This window comes from Streptomyces sp. NPDC001933 (assembly GCF_042890955.1).
Taxonomy (GTDB): Bacteria; Actinomycetota; Actinomycetes; order Streptomycetales; family Streptomycetaceae; genus Streptomyces.
On the sequence record NZ_JBIASS010000005.1, the window covers coordinates 201893 to 218859 of the forward strand.

The following is a 16967-nucleotide window of genomic DNA, read 5'->3' on the forward strand; positions in this document are numbered from 1 at the left end:
GAGTGCGTCAGCGCCCCTTCGGCAGGCCGAGTATGCGTTCGGCGACGATGTTCCGCTGGATCTGCGAGGTGCCCGCGGCGATGGTGTACGAGAGCGAGGAGAGCCGGTCCAGGACCCACTCCCGGTCCAGGTCCGCGCTGTCCGCGCCGAGCACCTCGGCGGCCGCCTCGTACAGCTCCTGGCGGGCGTGCGAGTAGCGCAGCTTGAAGACCGAACCGCCGGTCCCGGGCACGCCGCCGGCCCCGGCCCGCTGCGCCTCGCTGACGTTCCACTGGGTGAGCCGCCACAGCGCCCGGAATTCGGCGTTCAGCCTGCCCAGCCTGCGGCGCAGCACCGGATCGTCCCAGCGCCCGCTGCGCCGGGCCTCGGCCGCCAGCGCGTCCAGGGTGCGGCGGCAGGCGACGACCTCGCCGACGAAGGCCGTACCGCGCTCGAAGGAGAGGGTGACCATGGTGACCCGCCAGCCGTCGTTCTCCGCGCCGACCCGGTGGGAGACGGGCACCCGCACCTCGTCGAGGAACATCTCGGCGAACTCGGTGGACCCGGCGAGGGTGCGCAGCGGGCGGACGGTGACCCCCGGCGCGTCCATCTCCATCGCGAGCCAGGTGATCCCGCGGTGCTTGGGCGCCGCCGGGTCCGTACGCACCAGGAGCTCGCACCAGTCGGCGACCTCGGCGTGCGAGGTCCAGATCTTGCTGCCGCTCACCACGTAGTGGTCGCCGTCGCGCACCGCCCTGGTCCGCAGCGCGGCGAGGTCCGAGCCGGCGTCGGGCTCGCTGAACCCCTGGCACCAGATCTCGTCGCCGCTGAGCACCGGGGGCAGCCAGCGCGCCCGCTGCTCCGCGGTGCCCTCGGCGGCGATCGTCGGGCCGGCGTGCAGCAGCCCGACGAAGTTCGCGCCGACGTACGGGGCTCCGGCCTTCTCCGTCTCCTCCAGGAAGATCAGGTGCTGGGTCGGGGTCGCGCCCCGGCCGCCCGCGTCGACGGGCCAGTGCAGACCGGCGTAGCCGGCGTCGTACAGCATCCGCTGCCAGGCCGTGTCGTACGCGCGGCGCCCCGGCCAGTCGTCGGGGCGGGGTTTCGCGGGGAGTCCGGGGAGCACGGCGGCCAGCCACTCGCGCAGCCGCGCGCGGAACTCCCGCTCCTCCTGGGTGTACGCGAGGTCCATCGCGGGCCTACTTGTCGAGGTCCAGGCCGAGCATGCGGATCGCGTTTCCGCGCATCAGTTTGTAGACGGTCTCGTCGTCCAGTCCCTTGACGTGGTCGAGGGCGACCTCCTTGGTGTGCGGGAAGGTCGAGTCGACGTGCGGGTAGTCGGTCTCGAAGGTGGCGTTGTCCCGCCCGACGACGTCGAGCGAGGCGACGCCGTGCTTGTCGCGGAAGAAGCAGCAGAAGATCTGCCGGTAGTAGTACGTGGACGGCGGCTCGGGGATGAGATCGCGCACCCCGCCCCAGGCCCGGTGCTCCTCCCAGACGTCGTCGGCGCGCTCCAGGGCGTACGGGATCCAGCCCATCTGCCCCTCGCTGTAGGCGAGCTTGAGCTGCGGGAACCGCACCAGGACCCCGCTGAAGAGGAAGTCCATCATCGAGGCCATGGCGTTGTTGAAGGAGAGGCTGGCCTGTACGGCGGGCGGGGCGTCCGGCGAGGCGGCGGGCATCTGCGAGCTGGACCCGATGTGCATGTTGACGACCGTGCCGGTCTCCTGGCAGGCCGCGAAGAACGGGTCCCAGTACCCGGTGTGGATCGACGGCAGGCCGAGGTGGGTGGGGATCTCGGAGAAGGTCACCGCGCGCACCCCGCGGGCCGCGTTGCGGTGGATCTCGGCGACCGCGAGGTCGATGTCCCAGAGCGGGATGATGCAGAGCGGGATGAGCCGGCCGCCGCTGTCGCCGCACCACTCCTCGACCATCCAGTCGTTGTAGGCGCGCACGCACGCGAGCGCGACCTCTTTGTCGTGGGCCTCGGCGAAGGTCTGGCCGCAGAAGCGCGGGAAGGTCGGGAAGCAGAGGCTGGCCTCGACGTGGTTGAGGTCCATGTCCTTGAGCCGCTCGGCCGGGTCCCAGCAGCCGGGCCGCATCTCCGCCCGGGTGATCCCCTCCAGCGTCATGTCGTCGCGGTCGAAGCCGACGGCGGCGATGTTGCGCTTGTACGGGAATTTCAGGTCCTCGTAGATCCACCAGTCGGTGGGCGGGCCGTCCGGGTCCATGGTGATGACGTACTTGCCGCCCGTGTAGGCCAGCTCGCCGATGCCCGCGGTGAGCGGCTGCGGCCCGCGCTCGCGGTACTTGGCGGGCAGCCAGGTCGAGAAGAGGTGCGGCGGCTCGATCACATGGTCGTCGACGCTGACGATCCGAGGCAGTTCCGTCATGGTGTCCCCTCCGGCGCGCGGATTTCTGATGACCCGTCAGATTTATGTCGCCATCAGGCTAGCCCCGCACCCCTGGACCGACAAGGCGCAGCGCTCTACGCTCTCCGCACGATCTGACTGTCCGTCAGCTTTAAGGGGTTCGCCGTGACCGAGACCGCGCACGCCCTGGGTGCATCGGGCACCTTCTGGGAACTCGTCGAACGCCGGGCCGGCCTGACCCCGGACCGCCCGTTCCTGATCCAGGACGACCGCACCCTGACCTTCGGCGAGCTGCGCAACCGCGGCGAGCGGGTCGCGGCCGGGCTGTGGGAGATGGGCGTACGTCCGGGCACCGTCGTCGCCTGGCAGCTTCCGACCAGGATCGAAACGGTGCTGCTGTCGTTCGCGCTGACCCGGATCGGCGCCGTGCAGTCGCCCGTCATCCCGTTCTACCGGGACCGCGAGGTGGGGTTCGCGCTGCGCGAGTCGAAGGCGGAGTTCTTCGCCGTACCGGGCACCTGGCGCGGCTTCGACCACACCGCGATGGCCGGACGGGTGACGGCGGACCGGCCGGTGACGGTGTTCGAGGCGTACGCGTCACTGCCGGACGGCGATCCGTCGGTGCTCCCGCCGCCGCCCGGCGACGGCACGGCGGTGCGCTGGATCTACTGGACCTCGGGCACCACCTCCGACCCGAAGGGGGTCCTGCACACCGACCGCAGCCTGATCGCGGGCGGCTCCTGCCTGGCCCACGCGCTGCATCTGTCGGCCGACGACATCGGCTCGATGGCCTTCCCCTTCGCCCATGTCGCCGGCCCCGACTACTCGGTGATGCTGCTTCTGTACGGCTTCCCGGCGGTCCTCTTCGAACACTTCGCGATGCCGGACGCGGTGACGGACTACCGGCGCCACGGGGTGACGGTCGCGGGCGGGTCCACGGCGTTCTACTCGATGTTCCTGACCGAGCAGCGCAAGGCGCCGGACCGGAAACTGATCCCCAGCCTGCGGCTGCTGGCGGGCGGCGGGGCCCCGAAGCCGCCGGAGATCTACCACGCGGTGGTCCGGGAGATGGGCGTCCAGCTCACCCACGGGTACGGCATGACCGAGGTCCCCATGATCACGATGGGCGCCCCCGACGACACGGTGGAACACCTCGCCGAGACGGAGGGCCGGCCGCCCGCGGGCATGGAGATCCGGATCACCGACGAGGACGGCAAACCGCTGCCGCACGGCACGGACGGCGAGGTGCGGCTGCGCGGGGAGGCCGTCTGCAAGGGCTATCTGGACCCGGCGGCGTCCGCGTCGGCCTTCGACGCGGAGGGGTTCCTGATCACCGGCGACGTCGGCCACGTCAGGGCCGGCGGGCATTTGGTGCTCACCGGGCGACTGAAGGACATCATCATCCGCAAGGGCGAGAACATCTCCGCGAAGGAGATAGAGGACCTGCTGCACCGGCACCCGGACGTCGGGGACGCGGCGGTGATCGGGCTGCCGGACACGGAGCGGGGCGAGCTGGTCTGCGCGGTCGTGGAACAGCCCGCGGGCGCCGCGCCGCTGACGCTTGCTCAGGTCACGGGGTACCTGCGGGCCGAGGGGCTCTCCGTGCACAAGCTGCCGGAACGGCTGGAGGTGGTGGCGGCGCTGCCGCGCAACGACACCCTGCGCAAGGTGCTGAAGTACCGGCTGCGGGAGCAGTTCGCCTGACGGGAGGGGCGGGGGCGGCTCGCCCGACGGGGGTGCGGGGCGCCGCCCCGCACCCCCCTGCGTCCTACGCGTCCGGGGCGATCACCGTGAAGTAGTCGGCGAACGCCGACACCGCCTGGCCCTCGGTGATCCTGCCGTCCCCGTCCGCGTCCAGGGTCCGCGCGGCGAGCTGAGCCGTCCCGGCATCCGCGCCCAGCACCCGCAGTGCCCGCTCCACGGCGGGTACGGCCGCCGCGCCCAGGCCGTCCCCGTCCGCCACGGCGATCGCCGCGCGCAGGAAGGGGCGGGCGATCTCCGCGAAACGCTCCGGGCTGTCGCGCAGCCGTTTCACGGCCCCGCCCACGAACTCCTCACGGGTGACGCGCTGGTCCCCGTCGACATCGGCGATGCCCGCCATGCCCTGCCAGAACGCCTCGGCCCCGGTGTAGAGAGCCTGGCCCTTGTCGCAGCGCGCCGTCGTGCCGAACTCGGCGAGCAGACGGGCCGCGGCTGCGTTGAAATCCGCGCGATCGATGTATCCGTTGCCGTCCTGGTCGAAGGCGGCGAAGCGGTGGGCGATCTTGCGCTCGTACTCTGCGCTGTCCATGCGGGGAGCGTACGACGCCGGAAGGCGTCACGTGTCACTTTGGAACGCCCGGCACCCGACCCGGGGTCGTCGCGGAGCGGTTTCACGCGGAGAGCGGCCGGGCCCGGTCGTCGACGGCCGTGTCCCAGTCGGGGTAGACATCGAAGAGCCGGCGTACGCCGAGGGCGGCGAGCACCCGGTTGACGTGCGAGCCCTCCTCCGCGCCCCGGGCCGGCAGGATCAGCCGCAGCCGGCCCCCGCAGGAACGCATCAGCCGCCGGGCTGCGATCAGCACGCCGACCCCGCTGGAATCGCAGAACAGGACCTCGGAGAGATCGAGCACCACGTCGTGGCGGCCGACGGCGACCGCGTCATGGACGGACTGGCGCACCACGGGCGACGTCAGCAGATCCAGCTCGCCGCGTATGTGCAGTACGGTCCATTCGCCCTGCACGGTCTCGGCCACCTTCAATGTCACGCGACCGACCTCTCGTTCCGGGGATTCCGACGATCCGGAAGTTTCCGTTCCTTCTCGCGGCTGCCCCGGCCGCACCCTCATGAAACACCGAACGGCCTGTCAGGACACAGGCGGATTCAGGCAGAAATGATCACTTCACTATCATCCCGGGCCTTTTCGGAGGCGTACTTGCCGTAAAGGGCCGTGCACGGCCGACACCGCCGACTACATTCGATGTGACGAGGGGAACAGAGCAGAGGAAACAGGTCGGGGGTCGCATGACCAGGAACGCACCGCCCCGCTGGGACCGCAAGATGCAGCAGCGGCTGGCACGCGGTGAGGCGGCGGCTCTCGGTGAGCTCTACGACCGGTTCGCCTCGCTGGTGCACAGCCAGGCCCATCGGATGCTGGACGACGAGACCGCCGCCGACCTGGTGACCCGCGAGGTCTTCGGCTACGTGTGGGAGAACCCGGACGCGTACGACCCCAGGCAGGGCTCGATGCGCTCCTGGGTGGCCCGGCTCACGCACCGTCAGTCCGTGCGGCGGCTGCGCGAGGAGCACGGCCATCACGACGTCCCGGACGAGGACGGGAGCGGCCTGGAGGAGCGGGTGCACCGGGCCACGGTCGCGGCCCGCGCCGACTACATCGTCGCGGCCATGCCCGCCCCGCTGCGGGCCGCGCTGGAGCTCGCGTACATCCAGCGCCGGGACTACCGGCAGACCGCGGCCGACCTCGGGGTCACCGAGGACGAGGCCCGCCGCCGGCTCCGGCTCGGGCTGCAGCTGCTCTCCACCGCGCACACCCGCACGCTCGAAGGGACGTCGCCGCCCGGATACGGACGGCCCCTGTGACCGGCGACGACGGGGCGGGCGGGCGCGACGGCGGACGCGACGACGAGGTGCGGGGCGCGCCGCGCATACCGGGTCCCCGGGCCGCCGCGGACGACTTCGACCTCTCCGCCGTCCCCCTGCCGCCGCCCGTCCCCGCGACCCCGCCCGAGGAGCCGCGACCGGCCTCACCGCCGACGACACCGGAACCGGAAACCGCCGTGGCATCACCGGACCGATCGACCCCGTCGGACGCGCCGACCCCGCCGGACCCGCCGGTGCTGGCGCACCGCGTCCTCAAGGCGCTCCTCGGCGCGTGGGCCCTGGCGGCCTGCTCGGCGGAGGAGACCGAGGCCGTCGAGGCGCATCTGACCGAGTGCGCCGCCTGCGCGGACGAGGCCCTGCGGCTGCGCGACGCGGTCGGGCTGCTGCACACCGACCGCAGCCTGGACCTCGACCCGACGCTGCGCACCCGGGTGATCGACGCCTGCCTGAGCCGCCGCCCGGCCGACATCCCGGTGCCGGACTGGGCTTCCCCGTACGACGCGGAGACCGCGCGGCTCGACGCGCTGCTCCGTGACATCGGCAGCTCGGAGTGGCACGCGCCGGTGCGCCTGAAGTGGTTCGAGGGCGAGCAGGAGGCCGGCCGCAAGACCACGGTCGCGGGCGTCATCGGTCATCTCATGGCCGTCGACGGGCTGATCGGCGCCGCCCTCGACCTCGAAATGCCGCTCGGCGACGGAGTCCTCGGCCGGGGCGCCGACTGGCCGCTCTCCCCCGCCGCACGCACCGAGAAGTACTGGTCCGCCGCGCGGCGGCCGCCCACCCGCGCGGTCCACGAGCCGTGGCGCGCGCAGAGCCACACCCTCATCCGTACGGTGTCCTTCGCCGGCCGCGGGGTCCGTGAGCTCTCCGTCTCGTACGGGGACTTCGCCCTCCCGATGCACGACGCCCTGCTGGACCGGGCCTTCGAGTGCTGGGTGCACGGCGGCGACATCGCGGAGGCGGTGGACTATCCGTACGAGGCGCCGTCCGCCGCCCACCTCAACCGGATGATCGACCTGGCGGCCCGGCTGCTGCCCGCCGCCCTCGCCGAACGCCGCAGGACCGGTCTCGCCGGGCCCGCCCGGCAGCTGGTGACGGCCGGGGCACCGGGCCGTTCACTGCATCTGGAGGTCGAGGGCTCGGGCGGCGGCGACTGGTACATCCCGCTGGACTCCCCGGCCGCGCTCGGCTCCCCCGCGCACACCGTGGCGCAGGTCGCGCTGGACGGTGTGGAGTTCTGCCGGCTGGTGGCCGGGCACGTGCCGCCGGTCGAGGCGGCGGCCGGTCAGGAGGGCGACCGAGAGGTCATCCGCGACGTGCTGTGCGCCGCGGCCTCGCTGAGCCGTCTGTGACACCTCTCCCGGTGGGTTCCTACGCGAAGATCACCGTGCGGCGGCCGTTGAGCAGGATGCGGCGCTCCGCGTGCCACTTCACGGCCCGCGCCAGCGCCTGGCACTCCACGTCGCGGCCGATGGCGACCAGCTGGTCCGGCGTGACTCCGTGGCCCACCCGCTCGACCTCCTGCTCGATGATCGGCCCCTCGTCGAGGTCCGCGGTCACGTAGTGCGCCGTCGCACCGATCAGCTTCACACCACGGGCGTGCGCCTGGTGGTACGGCTTCGCACCCTTGAAGCTCGGCAGGAAGGAGTGGTGGATGTTGATGATCCGGCCGCTCAGCTGCTTGCAGAGGTCGTCCGAGAGGACCTGCATGTAGCGGGCGAGGACGACCAGCTCGACGTTCTCCGCACGGACCAGCTCCAGCAGCTCCGCCTCCGCGGCGGCCTTGGTCTCCTTGGTCACCGGGATGTGCTGGAAGGGAACGTTGTACGAGGCGACGAGCTCGGCGAAGTCCGTGTGGTTGGAGACCACGGCGGCGATCTCGACCGGCAGCGCCCCGATCCGGGAACGGAACAGCAGGTCGTTGAGGCAGTGCCCGAACTTGCTGACCATCAGCACCACCCGCATCCGCTCCGCGGAGCGGTGGATCTGCCAGTCCATCCGGAAGGAGTCGCCGACCGCCGCGAAACTGGCCCGCAGCTTCTCCACGGTCACCGGGGCGTCCGCCGAGAAGTGGACCCGCATGAAGAACAGACCCGTGTCGTGGTCGCCGAACTGCTGACTGTCCTCGATGTTGCAGCCGGTCATGAAGAGATAGCTCGACACGGCATGCACGATGCCCTTTTTGTCGGGGCAGGAGAGAGTGAGGACGTACTGCTCAGGGGTGGTGTCGGCAGGCTGCGGCGCGGTCATCCCCGTAGCGTGCCACACCGGCCCGGAATCAGGCCGACCTGGTCATGATGCGGAGCACGTCGAGGGAGCGCGGCGGCGTGTCGGGGTCCTCGCCGTCGTTGCCCGCGAGCAGCACATGGGCCTCGCGGGCGGCCCGGACGGCCTCCTGCCAGCCGTGGTGCTCCAGATACGCCGAGACGGGGGCGTCGGCGCCGACCTGGTGCATGATGCGCAGCACCCGGAGCACGGCGACGTCGACGAGAGCGGCCTCGTCGGTGTCGCGGAAGATCGTTCCGATGTACTTCTCGGCGGACCAGTTGTCCAGCCAGGTGTCCTCGACCAGGCGGTACACGGCGTCGGTGATGTCGCCGTACCCCTCCAGGCCGGTCAGCCAGCACTCGTGGTGGAAGACGGGGTCGGAGAGCATGTGCAGCGCCGAGCGCACGTTGCTGCGCCAGCGCCACCAAGGCATGTCATTCAGCGGCATGCCGCCCATGGTGGAGGAGCGACGGCCGCGACGGGAAGAGTTCTCCGAACCTTGCTGCACGGTCATCGATCGTACGTTCCCTTTTCCGCCGCTCGCATCGCCCCCTGCAATTCACCCGGATGTCACCGAGCGTTGAACGGAGCACACTGCGGCGTTACCCCGCGGCCGGAAATGTTCATGCCTATGACCGGATGGCGACGCCCAACCTCCTCCCGCCCCTACAAGCTCCTCACAAGTGCGGCGGCGGCCGGGGCGTTGCTGATGACCGGTTGCGGCGCACTCCCTGGGGCCACGGGGGGCTCCAGGGAGCCCGTCACCGTACTGACCTGGGCCCCCGGCGGGGCCGCGGGGCCGGACACGGTGAACATGGCGGGCATGACCGCCATGGCCCGCACCTATGCCCGCTGGGCCAACGCCGACGGCGGGCTGGACGGTCACAAGCTGCGCGTCGTCACCTGCGACGAGCAGGACACCTCGATCGGGGCGGCGAACTGCGCCCGGCTGGCCGTCAAGGAGAAGGCGGTGGCGGTCGTCGGCTCGTACAGCCGGCACGGGACGGCGTTCATGTCGCCGCTGGAGGCCGCCGGAATCCCCTACATCGGCGGTTACGGCGCTTCCGACGAGGAGTTCAGCAGCTACAACTCCTTCCCGGTCAACGGCGGTCAGCCCGCCCTGCTCGCGGGCAACGCCCGACAGCTGGCCCGGAGTTGCGAGCGGGTTTCCGTGGTCCGGCCCGACACCCTGAGCGGCGACGGCCAGGCCTGGCTCCTGCGGACCGGCCTCACCGAGGCAGGCCGCCCCGCGCCCGCCGACATCCGGGCCCCGGAGTCGGCCACTTCTTACGACGGGGCCGCCGCGTCCGCGCTCCAGGCGGCGGGGGCGTCCCACGGCTGTGTGACGGCCGTGCTCGGGAAGCGCACGGAGACCTTCTTCGACTCCTTCCGGCGGCTCGAACCGTCGTACGGGAGCGTCCGGATCTCCTCCGTGCTGGGCAGCGTCGACCAGCCGCTGATCGACAGCACCGGCGGCCGGAACAGCCCGTTCGAGGGGGCGTACATCACCGGCTGGTACCCGGACGCGGGCGACGCCCGCTGGAACCCGATGCGCGAAGTGATCCGCGAGCACGCCTTCGGCGACAACCGGATCGACCCGGACGACACGGGCGTGCAGACCACCTGGATCGCGTACACCGTGCTGAAGGAGCTCGTGAAGTCGATCGACTCCCCGGAGATCACCCCCTGGAAGCTCACCTCCGCCCTCAACAAAGGCACCGAGGCAGAGACCGGCGGACTCACCCCGGTGCTGCGCTGGGGCTTCACGGACGTGCTGGGCTCGTCCTCCTACCCCCGGATCGTCAACACCAGGGTGACGTATCAGGTGGTGCGGAACGGCCGGCTCGTCGCGGACCGGAAGGGCTTCATGGACGTCTCGAAGACCTTGTCGGACGCCAGCGCGACGCGCTGACCCGCACCACCCGCCCGGATTCGCCACACCCGCCCGGGTACACGGCACCCGTCCCGATTCGCGGCACCCTCATGGATGCGCGGAACGGGCGCCGTCGGGACGCGCCGTCAGAGCTGCGTGGCCGCCCGCTGGGTCAGTCCGTACTTCGCCGCGATCGAGTTCCACAGCCCGGACGCCTGCTGCTTCTGCTTGCTCGCCTCTTCGCTCTGCTGGGTGGCCGCCTGCGTCTCGGAGGTCGTACGCGCCCTTCCGTGCTTGCACACCTTCTTGCCGTTCTTGGCCTGCTCGGCCCAGGCGGCGTAGTGCTCGTCGGCGGCGGCGGAGGCCCGCCACGCCTTGGTGAGGGAGGTGGTCAGCCGGGCGTGGTCCGGCAGCTTGTCGACGGACAGCCCTTCCAGCCGGGTCACCAGATCGCGGCGCTGCTGGGCGGCGCCCTTCAGATCGGTCACGGCCTGGTCCAGATCCGTGCAGCTCTTGGTCTTCTCGACGGCCCCGATGACCGCGGCACGGCTGTCGTTGCTGTCCGCGAGGAGCTTGTCGAGCGCCTCGGCCTGCGGCTTCGCCGGATCGGCGGCGGCCTGCGTGGAGGGCTCCCCGGCGGGTGAACTCGCCGCGGCGACCGCCTGCTTGTCGTCCTTGCCCTTCTCGTCGTCGCCACCGCTCAGCAGCGCACCCGCGCCGAGCCCGACGACGGCACAGCCGACCACGACCGCCGCGATGAGCGTGACGTGGGCCCGCCTCTTGCGCGGCTGCTGCGGCTCCTCGCCCATCGGCTGGTACGGGGCCTGCGCGGAGTGCTGGGCCTGCGGGGCGCCCTGGTACTGCGGCGGGGCGCCCTGATGCTGCTGCCGGGGGTCGAGCTGGGGCATCTGCTGGGTGGCGCCCGCCGGTTCGTCGCTGCGGAACAGGTTGTCGAACTCGGCGGGCGGCTGCCGGTCGCCCGGGGCTCCGGGCCTGATGCCGTAAGGGGTGCCGCCGGGGACCGGCTGGATGTACTGGGTCGCCTCGGCGTCACCGCCGTTGCCGGGCTGCTGCTGGTACGCCTGCTGCTGCGGCCCCCCGCGGCCGAGGAACGTCGTCGACTCCGCGGGGTTCTCCGGCGGCAGCCCGCCCGGCACGGGCGCGATGTACTGCGTGGCCTCCGCGTCCCCGCCCATGCTCATCCCGGGCACGGCCTCGGGCGGCAGCGGCTGCGCGAACGACTGCGGCGGCTGGGGCTGTTGCTGCATCTGCTGCGGCTGCTGCCCCTGGTGCGGCGGCTGTTGCATCTGCTGCTGCATCGGCTGGGGCTGGTGCGGCGGCTGTTGCATGTGCTGCGGCATGTGCTGCGGCTGGACGGGCGGCAGCGGCTGGGCCTGCGGCATCTGGGGGTGCTGCGGGGCGGACGGCTGCCCGTACCCCTGCCCCGGCTGCACCTGGCCGTACTGCCCCTGCCCCTGGGGCTGGTGGTGCTGCTGCGAGGGGTCCTGGTGCGCCGCCTGCGGCCCCCAGGGCTGCCCCCACGGCTGGCCGCCCGCCGGGGCGGCCTGATCCGCGGGCCCCCCTGGTATCCAGGGCTCGCCGCCACCCGCGGGCAGCACGACACCCTCGTGCGTGGGCCGTACAGCAGGGAGCTGCTGCTCGTCACCCTGTCCGCTCTGCGTCACCGGGACTCCTACGTGTAAACCTACGGAATCGTCGGCTCACGCTATCGGGTGGTTGCCGCCGTTCGCCAAGCGTGTGTTGTCACTCACCAGCCCTTCACAAGCGCTGTAACGCTCAGCGCCCTCAAGACGCAGTTAAGGGGCACCCGGACACGTCCACCCGGCCGGGCCCCCGGTCCCCGGCCCCGGTCAGGCCGCCTGGAGCTCCAGACGGGCACCGAACTCGCGCACCGCCGACTCGTCCCCGTACGGGATCAGCCGCTGCTGCAGATCGTCCAGATACTCCGCACCCCGGCTGGAGCGCACCGACCCCAGCAGCTCCATCGCCCGCGTGCCCGTGTGGCAGGCCTGCTCCACCTCACGCATCTGGACCTGGGCCGTGGCCAGCAGCACCAGGCCGATTCCCCGGCGGCGGGCCCGGGACTCCGGGTGTCCGGCCAGGGACTCCTTCGCGCGGCGCGCGGCGGCCTCCGCCTGGCCGAGGTCGCGGTGGCAGTGCGCCAGCTCGTCCGCGAGATAGGCGCGGTCGAAATGGGCGATCCAGTCGGGGTCGTCGCCCGTGCCCGGCTCGGCCCGCTCCATGGCGGCCAGTGCACGGCCCGTCACCGCCTGGCAGGTGCGGGCGTCGCCGAGCAGGGCGTGACCGCGCGCCTCCGCCGCGTAGAACATCGCCTCCGCCCTCGGGGTGACGCGCCCGCGCGCGCCCTCCTGCGCGGCCCGCGCCAGCTGGGCGATCTCCCGGGGGTTGCCGAGCTGCGCGGCGAGATGGCTCATCGAGGCGGCCAGCACATAACCGCCGTACGCCCGGTCACCCGCCGCCTGGGCCAGGCGCAGCGCCTGGATGTAGTAGCGCTGGGCGAGCCCCGGCTGGCCGGTGTCGACCGCCATGTACCCGGCGAGTTCGGTGAGCCGGGCGACCGCCCCGAACAGCTGCCGGCCGACCGATTCGCGGTACGCCCCGGAGAGCAGCCCGGAGACCACGCTGTTCAGGTAGTGCACCAGGACCGGCCGCACATGTCCGCTGCCGAACCGGTGGTCGAGGTCGACCAGCGCGGTCGTCATCGCCCGCACCGCCTCCACGTCCGAGATCCCGACCCGGGCCCCGGCGGCCCGTGCCACCTGCGGGTCGGCGCCGGTGATCAGCCAGTCACGGCTGGGTTCGACGAGCGCGGACGCGGCGACCGCCGAGCCGGACAGGAAGTCGCGGCGACCGACATCACTGCGCCACAGCTCGCAGACCTGCTCGATCGCGCCGATCACGGTCGGGGCGAACTGGAGGCCGACGCCGGACGCCAGGTTCTTGCCGTTGGCCATGCCGATCTCGTCGATCGTGACCGTACGGCCGAGTTTGCGGCCGAGGGCCTCGGCGATGATTCCCGGCGCCCTGCCGCGTGGTTGCTGTCCGCGCAGCCAACGGGCCACGGACGTCTTGTCGTAACGCAGGTCGAGCCCGCGTTCCGCGCCGACCATGTTGACGCGGCGGGCGAGGCCGGCGTTGGAGCATCCGGCTTCCTGAATGAGCGCCTGGAGCCGTTCGTTCGGCTGGCGGGCGACGAGAGGCCTGGCTGCCATGTTTCCCCCTGAGGCCGCAGTGATCATTGAGCCGATCACTGCCCGGCGAATACGCGGAAAATGCACAGATTCATCGTGTTCGTCACGTGCGTCGTGTTCCTTGCCATTCATGTCGGCATATGACTGAGGCCGACCGTTCCGGACCCGCACGACGACTATCCGGCGGTTGCCCGTATGTGGCTACCCGCCCCGCCCGACACCGCCTCACGCGCGCCCCCGCCCATGCATCCATGCGCCCCGTGTGCCGGATCGATACACCGCGGCCGCAGCCGCCACGCCCGTAACCCCGGGTGTTGGCCGTAGTTGTGCTGTGCGTGGAAGAGCCGATCTCAGTCGAAGAGCCCGTCGGAGTCATGGAAGCCGCGAAGGTCCCCCAGCAGCGGAGCGAGCAACTGCTCGACGCGGCGGTGCGGTACACGGAGGAGCGGCACTGGGACGTGTGCCCCGGCACCTGGCTGGAGGCGGCGGAGGGGACCGAGCGGTGCTCCTGCGGCAACGCCGGCTGCGCCTCCCCCGGCGCCCACCCCACCGGCCCCGACTGGGCGGGCCAGGCGACCGGGAGCGGGGCCGCGGCCCGCCGGATGTGGTCGAGGCACCCCAAGGCGTCGATCCTGCTGCCCACCGGCCGCAGCTTCGACGCGATCGACGTACCGGAGTCCGCCGGCTTCCTGGCGCTGGCCCGGATGGAACGGATGGGCCTGCCGCTGGGCCCCGTCACCTGCAGCCCCGACCGGCGGATGTTCTTCTTCGTGCTGCCGGGCGCGGCGGCCAAGTCGAACGAGCTGGTACGGAAGCTGGGCTGGCGGGCCGCCGCCATCGATCTGGTCGGCCGCGGCGAGGGCCACTACGTCACGGGTCCGCCGACCCGGGTCGGCGCCCGCGGAGCGGTGCAGTGGGCCCGCCGCCCCACCCCTGCCAACCGCTGGCTGCCGGACGCGGAGGAGCTCATCAGCCCGCTCGCCTACGCCTGCGCCAGGGAAGCCGCCGACGCGCGGGCCCGCCTCTCCAGGGACGCCCTTTCGTAGGCTGGTCCCGGAACACGGGGCCACCGAAAGGCAGAGGCATCATGCGTGACCGCGCAGAGACCGACAGAACGGTACGGGCGGACGGGGCGGAAGAGGCGGGCGGAGCCGGTGAGGCGACGCCCGCCGTTCGCGTACAGGGGCTGTGGAAGCGGTTCGGGCAACAGACCGCGGTGGCCGGGATCGATCTGGAGCTGCCCGCGGGCAGGTTCATCGGTCTGGTCGGGCCCAACGGCGCGGGCAAGACCACCACGTTGTCGATGGTCACCGGACTGCTCCGCCCCGACCAGGGCAAGGTCGAGGTCGCCGGCCACGACGTGTGGCGCGACCCGGTCGAGGTGAAGTCCAGGATCGGCGTGCTCCCGGAGGGGCTGCGGCTCTTCGAGCGGCTCTCGGGGCGCGAACTCCTCGCGTACACCGGCCGCTTGCGCGGGCTGCCGGGCGCCGAGGTCGACAAGCGGGCCACCCAGCTCCTCGATGTGCTCGACCTGGCGGGCGCCCAGCACAAGCTGGTCGTCGACTACTCGACCGGCATGCGGAAGAAGATCGGGCTCGCGGCCGCGCTGCTGCACAACCCCGAAGTGCTGTTCCTGGACGAGCCGTTCGAGGGCGTCGACCCGGTCTCGGCGCAGACCATCCGCGAGGTCCTGGAGCGGTACACCCGCTCGGGGGCGACCGTCGTCTTCTCCAGCCATGTGATGGAGCTCGTCGAGTCTCTCTGCGACTGGGTGGCCGTCATGGCGGCCGGCACGATCCGGGCCCAGGGCACCCTGGCCCAGGTGCGCGGCGACGCGCCCTCGCTGCAGAACGCCTTCCTCGAACTCGTCGGCGCCGGCTCCCGCGCCGCCGACGGCTCCCTCGACTGGCTGGACGGCAAGCGATGAGCGTGCTCGACGCCCCCGTGGGGGCCGCCCCCGGCCGGCCCGAGGGCGAGAACCTGGTCCCCGTCTTCGTACGGCTGAAGCTGACCCTGCTGCGCAACGGGCTGCGGCAGTCGGCCGGCCGGCGGGCCGCGTACGTCACCTCCGTCGTCGTCACCCTGCTGTGCGCCGCGGGCCTGCTGCTCGGGCTGACCGCGCTGCACGGGCACGCCCACGCCGCGTCCCTCGTCGTGCTGCTGGCGGGGGTGGCGGCGGTCGGCTGGGCCGTGATGCCGCTGTTCTTCCCCAGCGGTGACGAGACCCTCGACCCGAGCCGGCTGGTGATGCTGCCGCTGCGGCCGCGCCCGCTGGTCTCGGCGCTGCTGGTGTCCTCACTGGTCGGGATCGGTCCGCTGTTCACGCTCTGCCTGGCGGCCGGGTCGGTGTTCGCGGTGGCGCGGGGGGCGGCCGGCGCGGTGTTCGCCGTGGTGGCCGCGCCGCTCGCGCTGCTGGTGTGCGTGGCGCTGGCGCGGGCCGTGGCCACGGCCAACACCCGGCTGCTGACCTCGCGCAAGGGCCGCGATCTCGCGGTGCTCAGCGGGCTGGTGATCGCGGTGGGCTTCCAGGTCGTCAACTTCGGTGCGCAGCGGCTCGGCCGGGCCGGCGGGCTGTCCACGCTCGACCCGGCCGCGGACGTGGTGCGCTGGCTGCCGCCCGCCTCGGCGATCGGGGCGGTGGACTCGGCGTCGCGGGGCTCGTACGGGCAGGCGTCCGTACAGCTGCTGCTCTCCGTCGCGGCGCTGGCCGCGCTGCTGTGGCTGTGGCAGCGGAGTCTGGTGAAGCTGATGACGGCCCCGGACGGTTCGACCCTGGCCGCCGCCGGACCGGGCCGCGAGAAGGCCGGCAAGGGCGGCGCGGGCCGCTCCGGGCTTGCCGCGCTGCTGCCCCAGGGGCGCACCGGGACGGTGATGGAGCGCAGTCTGCGGTACATCGCACGCGATCCGAAGACCAAGGCCGCCTGGACCACGGCGCTGGCGATCGGGCTGATCGTGCCGGTCCTCAACGCGCTCCAGGGCACCGGCTCGGTCTACTTCGCCTGCTTCGCCGCGTGGATGCTCGGCATCCAGATGTACAACCAGTTCGGGCAGGACACCTCGGCGTTCTGGATGGTGGCGCTGACGATCTCCTCGACCCGGGACGCCTATCTGGAACTGCGGGCGCGGGCGCTGGCGTTGCTGCTGATCACGCTGCCCTACACGATCGTGGTGACGGTGGTGACCGCCGCGATGCTCGACGACTGGGCCGCGCTGCCGGAGGTCATGGGGCTGTCGCTCGCCCTGCTGGGCGGGATGCTGGCGACGGGCGCGGTGGCCTCGGCGAACTTCCCGTACTCGATCCCGCAGGACGGGGCGTTCAAGAACGTGGCGCCGGGGCAGGCCGGACTCGCCTGGATCTCGATCTTCGGCGGCATGGTCTCGGCGGGGCTGCTCTGCGCACCGCTGATCGCGGTGACGATCTGGCTGCACGTCGCGGACCACGAGCAGTGGCTGTGGCTGCTGCTGCCCGTGGGGGCCGGGTACGGGGCGCTGATCGCCTGGGCGGGGCTGCGGGCCGCCGCCCCGCGCACCGCGGACCGGCTCCCGGAGATCCTGGCGGCGGTCAGCAAGGGCTGAGGGCCGAGGCGGGCGAGGGCCGAGGGCGGCCGCCGCCCGGCCCCCGGGCGCGCGGCCTCGCCGCTCCC

General features: G+C 72.2%; 15 protein-coding genes. 7 read left to right on the forward strand and 8 right to left on the reverse strand.

Annotation, left to right across the window (positions count from 1 at the left end):
- Positions 1 to 7: 7 nt before the first annotated feature.
- Both ACFYY7_RS14675 and ACFYY7_RS14680 read right to left on the reverse strand, forming a co-directional pair.
- Positions 8 to 1168, reverse strand: a complete 1161-nt coding sequence (locus ACFYY7_RS14675) for an acyl-CoA dehydrogenase (protein ID WP_388661510.1) — start codon at positions 1166 to 1168, stop codon at positions 8 to 10.
- Between the two features lie 7 nt (positions 1169 to 1175).
- Positions 1176 to 2369: an amidohydrolase family protein gene (locus ACFYY7_RS14680; protein ID WP_356089477.1), complete on the reverse strand. Its 1194-nt coding sequence runs from the start codon at positions 2367 to 2369 to the stop codon at positions 1176 to 1178.
- 144 nt (positions 2370 to 2513) lie between these two features.
- On the opposite strand from ACFYY7_RS14680, the gene ACFYY7_RS14685 reads away from it, so the two are divergent.
- Positions 2514 to 4052 (forward strand): class I adenylate-forming enzyme family protein, encoded by a 1539-nt coding sequence (locus tag ACFYY7_RS14685; protein ID WP_388661514.1) that lies wholly within the window; start codon positions 2514 to 2516, stop codon positions 4050 to 4052.
- 64 nt (positions 4053 to 4116) lie between these two features.
- Here the strand turns inward: ACFYY7_RS14685 and ACFYY7_RS14690 are convergent, their stop codons facing one another.
- Both ACFYY7_RS14690 and ACFYY7_RS14695 read right to left on the reverse strand, forming a co-directional pair.
- Positions 4117 to 4638 (reverse strand): EF-hand domain-containing protein, encoded by a 522-nt coding sequence (locus ACFYY7_RS14690; RefSeq protein ID WP_388661517.1) that lies wholly within the window; start codon positions 4636 to 4638, stop codon positions 4117 to 4119.
- A gap of 82 nt (positions 4639 to 4720) precedes the next feature.
- The gene (locus tag ACFYY7_RS14695) at positions 4721 to 5095 is read right to left on the reverse strand and encodes an STAS domain-containing protein (RefSeq protein WP_388661520.1); all 375 of its coding nucleotides are present in this window, start codon (positions 5093 to 5095) and stop codon (positions 4721 to 4723) included.
- 257 nt (positions 5096 to 5352) lie between these two features.
- On the opposite strand from ACFYY7_RS14695, the gene ACFYY7_RS14700 reads away from it, so the two are divergent.
- Together ACFYY7_RS14700 and ACFYY7_RS14705 are read left to right on the forward strand one after the other, a co-directional pair.
- Positions 5353 to 5928, forward strand: a complete 576-nt coding sequence (locus ACFYY7_RS14700; RefSeq protein ID WP_388661523.1) for an RNA polymerase sigma factor — start codon at positions 5353 to 5355, stop codon at positions 5926 to 5928.
- Entirely contained in the window at positions 5925 to 7301 is a 1377-nt protein-coding gene (locus tag ACFYY7_RS14705) for a zf-HC2 domain-containing protein (RefSeq protein WP_388661526.1), read from the forward strand. The genes ACFYY7_RS14700 and ACFYY7_RS14705 overlap by 4 nt, the downstream gene beginning before the upstream one ends.
- Before the next feature lie 19 nt (positions 7302 to 7320).
- On the opposite strand, the gene purU is transcribed toward ACFYY7_RS14705, so the two are convergent.
- Complete coding sequence (purU, locus tag ACFYY7_RS14710; RefSeq protein ID WP_388661529.1) at positions 7321 to 8199, reverse strand: formyltetrahydrofolate deformylase; 879 nt, start codon at positions 8197 to 8199, stop codon at positions 7321 to 7323.
- Between the two features lie 28 nt (positions 8200 to 8227).
- On the reverse strand, positions 8228 to 8731 hold the full coding sequence (locus tag ACFYY7_RS14715; protein ID WP_388661532.1) for a hypothetical protein: 504 nt from the start codon (positions 8729 to 8731) through the stop codon (positions 8228 to 8230).
- Positions 8732 to 8848: 117 nt separating this feature from the next.
- Here ACFYY7_RS14715 and ACFYY7_RS14720 point away from each other — a divergent pair, with 117 nt between their 5' ends.
- Positions 8849 to 10129 (forward strand): ABC transporter substrate-binding protein, encoded by a 1281-nt coding sequence (locus ACFYY7_RS14720; protein WP_388661535.1) that lies wholly within the window; start codon positions 8849 to 8851, stop codon positions 10127 to 10129.
- A 107-nt stretch (positions 10130 to 10236) separates the two neighbouring features.
- Here ACFYY7_RS14720 and ACFYY7_RS14725 read toward each other — a convergent pair whose 3' ends face one another.
- The gene (locus ACFYY7_RS14725) at positions 10237 to 11775 is read right to left on the reverse strand and encodes a hypothetical protein (RefSeq protein ID WP_388661537.1); all 1539 of its coding nucleotides are present in this window, start codon (positions 11773 to 11775) and stop codon (positions 10237 to 10239) included.
- A gap of 186 nt (positions 11776 to 11961) precedes the next feature.
- Positions 11962 to 13344, reverse strand: a complete 1383-nt coding sequence (locus ACFYY7_RS14730; RefSeq protein WP_388661540.1) for a transcriptional regulator — start codon at positions 13342 to 13344, stop codon at positions 11962 to 11964.
- A 353-nt stretch (positions 13345 to 13697) separates the two neighbouring features.
- On the opposite strand from ACFYY7_RS14730, the gene ACFYY7_RS14735 reads away from it, so the two are divergent.
- The 3 genes from ACFYY7_RS14735 to ACFYY7_RS14745 are packed head-to-tail and all read left to right on the forward strand — an operon-like array spanning position 13698 to position 16899.
- The gene (locus ACFYY7_RS14735; protein WP_388661543.1) at positions 13698 to 14369 is read left to right on the forward strand and encodes a bifunctional DNA primase/polymerase; all 672 of its coding nucleotides are present in this window, start codon (positions 13698 to 13700) and stop codon (positions 14367 to 14369) included.
- A 41-nt stretch (positions 14370 to 14410) separates the two neighbouring features.
- Positions 14411 to 15250 (forward strand): ABC transporter ATP-binding protein, encoded by an 840-nt coding sequence (locus ACFYY7_RS14740; RefSeq protein WP_388661545.1) that lies wholly within the window; start codon positions 14411 to 14413, stop codon positions 15248 to 15250.
- Entirely contained in the window at positions 15247 to 16899 is a 1653-nt protein-coding gene (locus ACFYY7_RS14745; protein ID WP_388661547.1) for a transporter, read from the forward strand. The genes ACFYY7_RS14740 and ACFYY7_RS14745 overlap by 4 nt, the downstream gene beginning before the upstream one ends.
- Positions 16900 to 16967 lie beyond the last annotated feature (68 nt).

Coding starts and splice junctions, on each gene's coding strand:
- ACFYY7_RS14675 (WP_388661510.1), bottom strand. CDS start 1,168: ATGGACCTCGCGTACACCCAGGAGGAGCGGGAGTTCCGCGCGCGGCTG.
- ACFYY7_RS14680 (WP_356089477.1), bottom strand. CDS start 2,369: ATGACGGAACTGCCTCGGATCGTCAGCGTCGACGACCATGTGATCGAG.
- ACFYY7_RS14690 (WP_388661517.1), bottom strand. CDS start 4,638: ATGGACAGCGCAGAGTACGAGCGCAAGATCGCCCACCGCTTCGCCGCC.
- ACFYY7_RS14700 (WP_388661523.1), top strand. CDS start 5,353: ATGACCAGGAACGCACCGCCCCGCTGGGACCGCAAGATGCAGCAGCGG.
- purU (WP_388661529.1), bottom strand. CDS start 8,199: ATGACCGCGCCGCAGCCTGCCGACACCACCCCTGAGCAGTACGTCCTC.
- ACFYY7_RS14715 (WP_388661532.1), bottom strand. CDS start 8,731: ATGACCGTGCAGCAAGGTTCGGAGAACTCTTCCCGTCGCGGCCGTCGC.
- ACFYY7_RS14720 (WP_388661535.1), top strand. CDS start 8,849: ATGACCGGATGGCGACGCCCAACCTCCTCCCGCCCCTACAAGCTCCTC.
- ACFYY7_RS14730 (WP_388661540.1), bottom strand. CDS start 13,344: ATGGCAGCCAGGCCTCTCGTCGCCCGCCAGCCGAACGAACGGCTCCAG.
- ACFYY7_RS14735 (WP_388661543.1), top strand. CDS start 13,698: ATGGAAGCCGCGAAGGTCCCCCAGCAGCGGAGCGAGCAACTGCTCGAC.
- ACFYY7_RS14740 (WP_388661545.1), top strand. CDS start 14,411: ATGCGTGACCGCGCAGAGACCGACAGAACGGTACGGGCGGACGGGGCG.
- ACFYY7_RS14745 (WP_388661547.1), top strand. CDS start 15,247: ATGAGCGTGCTCGACGCCCCCGTGGGGGCCGCCCCCGGCCGGCCCGAG.